Origin of the sequence: Myxococcus sp. AB036A, from assembly GCF_006547355.1 — a bacterium.
Taxonomy (GTDB): Bacteria; Myxococcota; Myxococcia; order Myxococcales; family Myxococcaceae; genus Myxococcus; species Myxococcus virescens.
The window spans coordinates 1-7,117 of record NZ_VHLC01000185.1; the positions used below are offsets into that span (position 1 = coordinate 1).

The 7,117-nt window shown below is 70.8% G+C and carries 6 protein-coding genes; 3 read left to right on the forward strand and 3 right to left on the reverse strand.

Annotated elements, in window-relative coordinates:
* Positions 1-294 precede the first annotated feature (294 nt).
* Entirely contained in the window at positions 295-2,898 is a 2,604-nt protein-coding gene (locus FL344_RS37520; protein ID WP_194863405.1) for a pitrilysin family protein, read from the forward strand.
* A 33-nt stretch (positions 2,899-2,931) separates the two neighbouring features.
* Here the strand turns inward: FL344_RS37520 and FL344_RS37525 are convergent, their stop codons facing one another.
* Both FL344_RS37525 and FL344_RS39605 read right to left on the reverse strand, forming a co-directional pair.
* Positions 2,932-3,843, reverse strand: coding sequence for a hypothetical protein (locus FL344_RS37525; RefSeq protein WP_228565651.1), 912 nt, complete (start codon positions 3,841-3,843; stop codon positions 2,932-2,934).
* Positions 3,840-4,076: a hypothetical protein gene (locus tag FL344_RS39605; protein WP_228565652.1), complete on the reverse strand. Its 237-nt coding sequence runs from the start codon at positions 4,074-4,076 to the stop codon at positions 3,840-3,842. Before FL344_RS39605 ends, FL344_RS37525 begins: the two co-directional genes overlap by 4 nt.
* A 169-nt stretch (positions 4,077-4,245) precedes the next feature.
* Between FL344_RS39605 and FL344_RS37530 the strand changes: the two genes are divergently transcribed.
* Positions 4,246-5,112 carry a 50S ribosomal protein L11 methyltransferase gene (locus tag FL344_RS37530; protein WP_141593181.1) on the forward strand — a complete coding sequence of 289 codons (867 nt, stop codon included), beginning with the start codon at positions 4,246-4,248 and terminating at the stop codon, positions 5,110-5,112.
* A gap of 132 nt (positions 5,113-5,244) precedes the next feature.
* Here the strand turns inward: FL344_RS37530 and FL344_RS37535 are convergent, their stop codons facing one another.
* Positions 5,245-6,366: a metal-dependent hydrolase gene (locus tag FL344_RS37535; RefSeq protein ID WP_141621881.1), complete on the reverse strand. Its 1,122-nt coding sequence runs from the start codon at positions 6,364-6,366 to the stop codon at positions 5,245-5,247.
* 146 nt (positions 6,367-6,512) lie between these two features.
* On the opposite strand from FL344_RS37535, the gene FL344_RS37540 reads away from it, so the two are divergent.
* A partial coding sequence (locus FL344_RS37540) for an AraC family transcriptional regulator (protein ID WP_228565653.1) occupies positions 6,513-7,117 on the forward strand: 605 nt, incomplete at its 3' end.

Consider the following 7,117-nt stretch of genomic DNA (forward strand, 5'->3'; position numbering starts at 1 on the left):
GGGGCGGCGGGGGCCACCGAGGCACCGGTGTCTTCCAGGTCCAGGCTTTCGCGCAGGTCCGCGAGCGGATCCACCTCTTCCGGAGGTGACGGCATGGGCGGGCGCAGGTTACCCCCCGAACGGGCTCACGACCAGAGACGCGTGGGCATGTGCGCGTCCGAAGTCCATCCATCCGGTCGGACGGCAGCCGTACAGTCTCCTCGACGCCGAGGCTCCCAGGCGTTAGCCAGTGAGGGAAAACATCACACCTCGCCTTGCCCTCCCAGTGGGCCGGTGACAGCTTCGGAAGTTTCTATGGCCATCCGCTACGCGCTACCCAACGGGCTTACCGTCGTCTTCGAGGAGCAGCACGCCGCCAAGGTCGCGGCCTTCCAGGTCTGGGTCAAGGCCGGGAGCGCCGATGAGCGGCCGGACCAGGCAGGGCTGGCCCACCTGCACGAGCACATGCTCTTCAAGGGCACCGAGCGCCGCGGCCCCGGTGAGGTCGCTCGGGACGTGGAGTCCCATGGCGGCGAAATCAACGCCTGGACCTCCTACGACCAGACCGTCTACCACATCGTCATCGCCAGCCAGTTCGCCCGGATGGGCCTGGACATCCTGGGCGATGCGGTGCGCCGGTCGGCCTTCGACGCGGGCGAGCTGTCGCGCGAAATCGAGGTGGTGTGCGAGGAAATCAAGCGGAGCCAGGACACGCCGTCCCGCCGCGCCTCGCGTGACCTCTTCTCCACCGCCTACCAGGTACACCCCTACCGGCTGCCCGTCATCGGCACCGAGGAGAGCGTGCGCAGCTTCACGCGGGAGAAGGTGCTGGAGTTCTACCACCGCCACTACACGCCCAAGAACCTGGTGCTGTCGGTGGCGGGAGACTTGCGCGAGGCGGACCTGCGCGAGTGGGTGGACGACATCTTCGGCGGCGACTGGGGCCGGCCGTATGAGGGCCGGGTAGCGCGCGCCCCGGAGCCCGTGGCCGCGGGCCGGCGCATCCTGCTGCGCCCGGACGAGGTGAAGGAGGCCTACCTCCACCTGGCCTTCGGGATTCCCCAGGCGGACCACGAGGACGTGCCCGCGCTGGACGTGCTGGCGATGATTGCCGGCCAGGGAGACGCGTCCCGGCTGGTGCGCGAGGTGAAGCGCCGCCACAACCTGGTCAACGACATCCACACCTTCGCGTATACGCCCACGGACCCGGGCCTCTTCTCCGCGTCGCTGACGCTCCAGCCCGCCAACGCCGTCCGGGCGCTGGAGGAGACGGCGCGGGGGCTGGCCACGCTGCGCGCCACGCCGGTGACAGCGGAGGAGCTGGCCACGGCCAAGGCGCTGGTGGAAGCGGAGGCCGTGTACCAGCGCGAGACGGTGCAGGGCGTGGCCCGGAAGATGGGCTTCTACCAGTCCGGCATGGGCAGCCTGGAGGCGGAGGCCCGCTACTACGAGGCCGTGCGCAACCTCACGCCCGAGCACCTGCGCGCCGCCGCCGAGCGCTACCTGCGCTTCGACCGCGCCGTCGTCACCGGCCTGCTGCCGGAGGGCACACCGCTGACGGAGGCGCAGGTCCACGAGGTGCTGGATGCCGTGGACCGCGCGCCCGCCGCGGCGCCGCCCGAGCGCAAGCCGCGCAAGGTGGCCGTGAGTGACTCGCCGGTGCGCATCCTGAAGGGCACGAGCGCTGGCCCCAGCGACATCATCACGGAGAAGCTGCCGTCGGGCGCGACGATTGTCGTGCGCGTGGAGCCCGCGGTGCCGCTGTTCGCCATCCGCGCCGCCTTCGCGGGCGGACTGCGCTACGAGACGCCGGAGGACAACGGCATCACCACGCTGCTCACCCGCAGCATCACGCGGGGGACGCCGACGCACGACGCGGAGGAGGTCTCCGACCTCATCGACGCGTACGCGGGCAGCCTGGGTGGCCAGGGTGGGCGCAACTCGGTGGGCCTGCGCGGTGAGTTCCTGTCGCGCCACTTCGAGCCGGCCTTCCGCCTCTTCGCGGACTGCCTGCTGAATCCCTCGTTCCCGGAGGCCGAGGTCGCCCGCGAGCGCACGCTGCTGCTCCAGGACATCCTCACGCGCGAGGACAAGCCGTCCAGCGTGGCCTTCGACCTGTTCAGCAAGACCATCTACCGCACGCACCCCTACCGGATGCCCACCACGGGTGAGCAGGCGTCCGTGGAGAAGCTGACGCCGGAGCTGCTGCGCGCATGGCACGCGGCGCACATGGACCCGTCACAGCTGACGCTCAGCGTGGTGGGCGACGTGAAGGTGGACGAGGTGATGGCCCTGGCGCGCGAGTACTTCGGCGCGTCGCGCGGCAAGGCGGCCCCGCCGCCGAAGGTGTCGCTGGAGGCGCCCCTGGAGGGGCCTCGCGAGGCGAAGAAGGTGCTGGCGCGGGCCCAGGCGCACCTGGTGCTCGGCTTCCCGGGCATGCGCGTGGGCGACCCGCAGCAGCACGCGCTGGAGGTGCTCTCCACGGTGCTGTCCGGCCAGGGCGGGCGGCTCTTCGTGGAGCTGCGGGACAAGCGCTCCATGGCGTACAGCGTCAGCTCGTTCGCCATCGAAGGCGTGGATCCGGGCTATTTCGCCACGTACATGGGCACCAGCCCGGAGAAGGTGGACGCGGCGCTGGCCGGCATCCGCGCGGAGCTGGAGCGCGTGCGCGACGAGCCCATCCCCGCCGAGGAGCTGGCGCGCGCCAAGCAGCACCTCATTGGCACGCACGAGATTGGCCTGCAGCGCAACGGCTCGCGCGCGGCGCTGCTGGCGCTGGACACCTGCTACGGCCTGGGCCTGGAGAACTTCCTCCACTACGCGGACCACGTCGCCAAGGTGACGGCGGACGACGTGCGCGAGGTGGCGCGCAAAATCATCAACTTCGACCGCAGCGCGCTGGCGGTCGTCGGTCCGTAGCGACGCGGTGTCCCTCGGGAGGACACGCCGCCCCTAGAGGGCGGTGCTCCCGAGGGCGCCTTCGATGGCTTCGAGCAGGGGCTGTGCCGGAGCGCCCGGAAGCGTCGTGCAGCCTCGCGCCAGCTCCCGCTTCATTCGCAGCCGGTCCGGCTGTGAGCGCGCCTCTCCGGCCAGCGCCTGCGGGTCCACCGGCGTGGCCAGCAGCGTCGCGCAGGTGCGGAAGGTCTCGAGCCGGTCCAGGTCCTCTTCTTCCAGCGTGACGGGCGTACCATCCAGCGCCAGTCCGACGAAGGACAACTGCCGAATCTCATCCGCCGTCAGCACCAGCGCCCCGTTGAGGGTGAGCCGAGGCGGAGGCTGCGGGCCCGGTCCTCCCGCCAGCTCCACCACGCCGTCCACGGGCTTGGGCTGGCAGGGCACCTCGCGCAAGGACAGCAGCTCATCCGTCTTTCGCGTCTCCCGCGTCTCGCCGCTGCGGGAGAGCTGAACGATGCCAGCCACCACCGCGGGCACACCAGCGATGAGCAGCCCCAAGCCCCACCCCGTGGCGACGTCGCGGCTGGAGGCGCCGTAACGGCCCTTTTCATCGATGGCGGAGCGGTTCGGCGTGTCCGAGAACAGCGTGCGCCCCACCAGCAGCGTCCCGCCCAGCACCGTAAGAATGCCTCCGGTGCTCACCGCCGCCGCCGCGCCCGTGTTGCTGTGCGTGGAGATGATGTCCTCCGCGTACTCCCCATGCTGCTCGGTGCGGCAGATGTCCGACGAGGAGAACGCCAGCGTGAGCTGGGGCCACTGCACCTGCGTCGTGGCGAAGGGGATGCGCTCGTTCAGCGCCTTCTCCTGGGAGTAGGTCCGCAAGAGCGGCCCGCGCTCCGTCCTCCGCTCCACGTCCAGCGGCGCGCACCCCACTGCCATCACCAACACCGCCGCCCCCAGACGCTTCATGGTTGGTCCTCCCGGAAGAAGCCCGCGACGTCCGGACACTCGGTGAGAAACCGCGTCGCGTCCGCACAGGTCGGGGGATGGTCCGTGGACGTGCCCCAACTGAGCAGGGGCTCGCGGCACTCCAGGACGCGCTCCCGCGTGAGGGATGCGAAGGCAAAGGCGTCGTCCTCGCAGCCCGTCCGCCGGAGGAGGGTGGCCTCGCAGCTCAGCCCCAGGTCAAGCTGCACCGCCACGCCGGGACAGGATGCCGCCGACCGGCAAAGCCGGACGACGACATCCCGACAGACCGCGGCATCCGGCGCGTCCGGACCCGAGCAGGCAGTCAGGCAGATCAGGGGCCACCAGCGAATGAGGCGTCTCACGGCGCTTCCACGCTAGCCACGCTGGGATTAAAGGGCCCGCATGTCCCAGACCTATCTGTCACTCACAGTGGAGTTGCCCGAGGAAGCGTCCGAGGCCGTACAGGACCTCATCCACGAGTCGGGCGCGCTGGGCCTCGAAGTGCGGGACCGCGAAGCGCCCCTCATGCCGGGCGTGCGCGGACCGAACCCTGGCGAGGCCATCATCATCGGCTACTTCGACGAGCGCGACACGGCCGAGTCCGCCCGTGACGAGGTGGCGTCGTCCTTCCCCGAGGCGAAGCTCACCTTGGATGAGCAGCCCCAGCAGGACTGGAGCAACGAGTGGAAGTCGCTCATCAAGTCCGTGCATGTGGGCAGGTTGTGGGTCGGTCCTCCGTGGGACAAGGCGAACGCGCCCGCGGGCACCGTGCAGCTCGTGATTGAGCCGAAGATGGCCTTTGGCACCGGCGACCACCCGACGACGTCCCTGTGCCTGGCCGCGGTGGACGCGTACATGGCCGAGCACCCGGGCGCCACCGTCCTGGACGTGGGCACCGGCACGGGCGTGCTGGCCATCGCCGCGAAGAAGCTGGGCGCGGGCCGCACCGTGGCCACCGACAACGACCCCATCTCCGTGGAGCTAGCGCAGGAGAACCAGGCGGAGAACGGCACGCCGGACATCGAGGTCTCCGGCAAGGAGCTGACCCAGGTGGAGGGCACCTTCGACCTGGTGCTCGCCAACATCCTGGCCAACACGCTCATCGAGCTGGCCCCGCTGATTGTGGCGAAGACGAAGGACCGGCTCGTGCTGGCGGGTGTGCTCTCCCACCAGCGCGCGGACGTGGAAGCCGCCTACCGCAACCTGGGCCTCACCGTGCTGACCGGCGCCACCCAGGGCGAATGGGTGCGCATCGACCTGCAGCGCTGAAGTGCATGGCGCCGTCCCCGTGAGGCATGTGCGGGGACGGCGGCCCTGGGGTACCAGGCATCGCTCGCAGGCGCCTGCCTTGACACCGCCGCCACCTCCCGCCCGGCATCGCGAGCGGCGGAGGACATGCCCCTACGGCCGTTCGACCCGGACGGGGCGCAGCGCACCATCCAGCACCACCACCGCCGTGCCCAAGCCGCCGCTCTGCATCCGGGAGTAACGAACGTCGCGGATGGTGACGCGCCACCCGTCAGGGCGTTCATCCACCTGGTACGTGGGCAGGCGCAGCCAGTTGGCCAGCCCTCGAATCTGCGGCGCCGACAACGCGGCCTGGATGACAGGCCCGGGCTGGGCTTCACGCGGCACGCTGGCGTCACTGATGCGGAAGCGGCCCGCGTCGTCCGCCAGGAAGTCGGCTCGGACGAAGTGGTAGCGGTCCGGCCCCAAGGCGATGATGTCCCGCACGAAGGGGTTGGCCGGCAGCGGTCCCGCGATGGCGCGCTCCACCGGAAGGTTCTGCGAGCGAAGCCATTCCAGCGCACCGGGTGCGGCCACCTGCGAGCCCACGAAGATGGCGCTCAGGTAGACCAACAAGCCCACGCCGCAGACCCGGGCCACACGCTGCGCGGAGAGGACGTGGGTCCCACGCAGCCGCAACCAGAGGATGGCGGCCACGCCCACGGCCCACATCACCTTCGCGGGCCATGGGACGAACGCGGGAACCATGATGAGCGCGGTGGAGGCAACACCGAGCACCACCCACCCCGCTGCGGACCTGCGCGTGCGCGCATCCGCCATGATGACGGCGGCGCCCGCGAGCAGCCACACCCACGGGTCGATGATGAAGAGCGCGTCTCCGTAGAACCACGTCCCGTCAAAGGGCATCAGCAGCCGGACGCCATACGTGTTGAGCCAGTCCAGTGCGGGGTGGCTCAGCACCGACAACGTGGACAGCATCAGCAACGGTCCGAAGCGAGCCGGCGGCAGGTCCGGCTGCCTGCGCCTGCGCACGTACCGGTCCCACAGCAGCATCAATCCCGTGAGCACGAAGGGCCACAGGGCCAGGGCGAGCACGCCGTGCGTCCAGCCCCGGCGCCAGTAGAGCGACGCATCCGAGCCCGCCAGGGTGACGAAGCCATCGACATCCGGCAGGTTGGCGCCGATGACGAGCGTCGCGGTGGCGAGCGGCGTGGTGCGCTTCAGCCCCGCCTCCGCCATCCACGCACCGACGAGCGAGTGAGCCAGATTGTCCATGCCTCCACTCTAGGCCTGCCCGCACCGTCCAGCGCCTCTCCAGGGTGGTGGGCCCCGCGCCCGAGACACGGTAGCGTCGCGCCCGCGTGGAGATGCCGCCCCCTTCCCGGCCACCAACCGACGTCCGCTCCCAGCTCGTGGGACCGATGCTCGCCTACCTGCGCGCGACGGGGCGCGACCCGTCCCCGCTGGTGGAGCGCTTCGGGCTGCCCGCCAACGCGAGCGCGCTGCCCGAAGTCACCCTCCCGCTGGCCACCCTGCACGCCTTCCTCGACGCGGCCGAGGCCCTGTCCGGAGACGCCTTCCTCGGCCTGCACGTGGCGCAGCGAGTCCCGCGCGGAAACTACGGACTGGTGGAGTACATCGCCCGGGCCTCCCCCACCGTCCGTGACACCTTCCGCGCGCTGGCCCGGTACATGGCGCTGCTGGAGCCCGCCTGGCGCGCCTCCTTCCAGGACGCACCGGACGGCAGCGGCACCTTCGTCTACGGCATCCCCGGCGAGCCTCTGGCCTACGGCCGCCACGCCAGCGAGTTCGGACTGGCCCTCTTCGTCCATGTCGGGCGCCAGCTCACCGAACACCCGTGGAATCCGCGCCACGTCTCCTTCGCCCACCCCGCCCCCGCGGACCTCCGCCCGCTCGAGCAGCACTTTGGCGTCACCCCGGCGTTCGACGCGGGCCGCAACGCCCTGACGCTGGACGCGGCCACGCTCGCGCTGCGCGTGGTGGACGCGGACCCCGTCCTCCTGTC

Coding starts and splice junctions, on each gene's coding strand:
- FL344_RS37530 (WP_141593181.1), top strand. CDS start 4,246: ATGTCCCAGACCTATCTGTCACTCACAGTGGAGTTGCCCGAGGAAGCG.
- FL344_RS37525 (WP_228565651.1), bottom strand. CDS start 3,843: ATGAAGCGTCTGGGGGCGGCGGTGTTGGTGATGGCAGTGGGGTGCGCG.
- FL344_RS37535 (WP_141621881.1), bottom strand. CDS start 6,366: ATGGACAATCTGGCTCACTCGCTCGTCGGTGCGTGGATGGCGGAGGCG.
- FL344_RS37520 (WP_194863405.1), top strand. CDS start 295: ATGGCCATCCGCTACGCGCTACCCAACGGGCTTACCGTCGTCTTCGAG.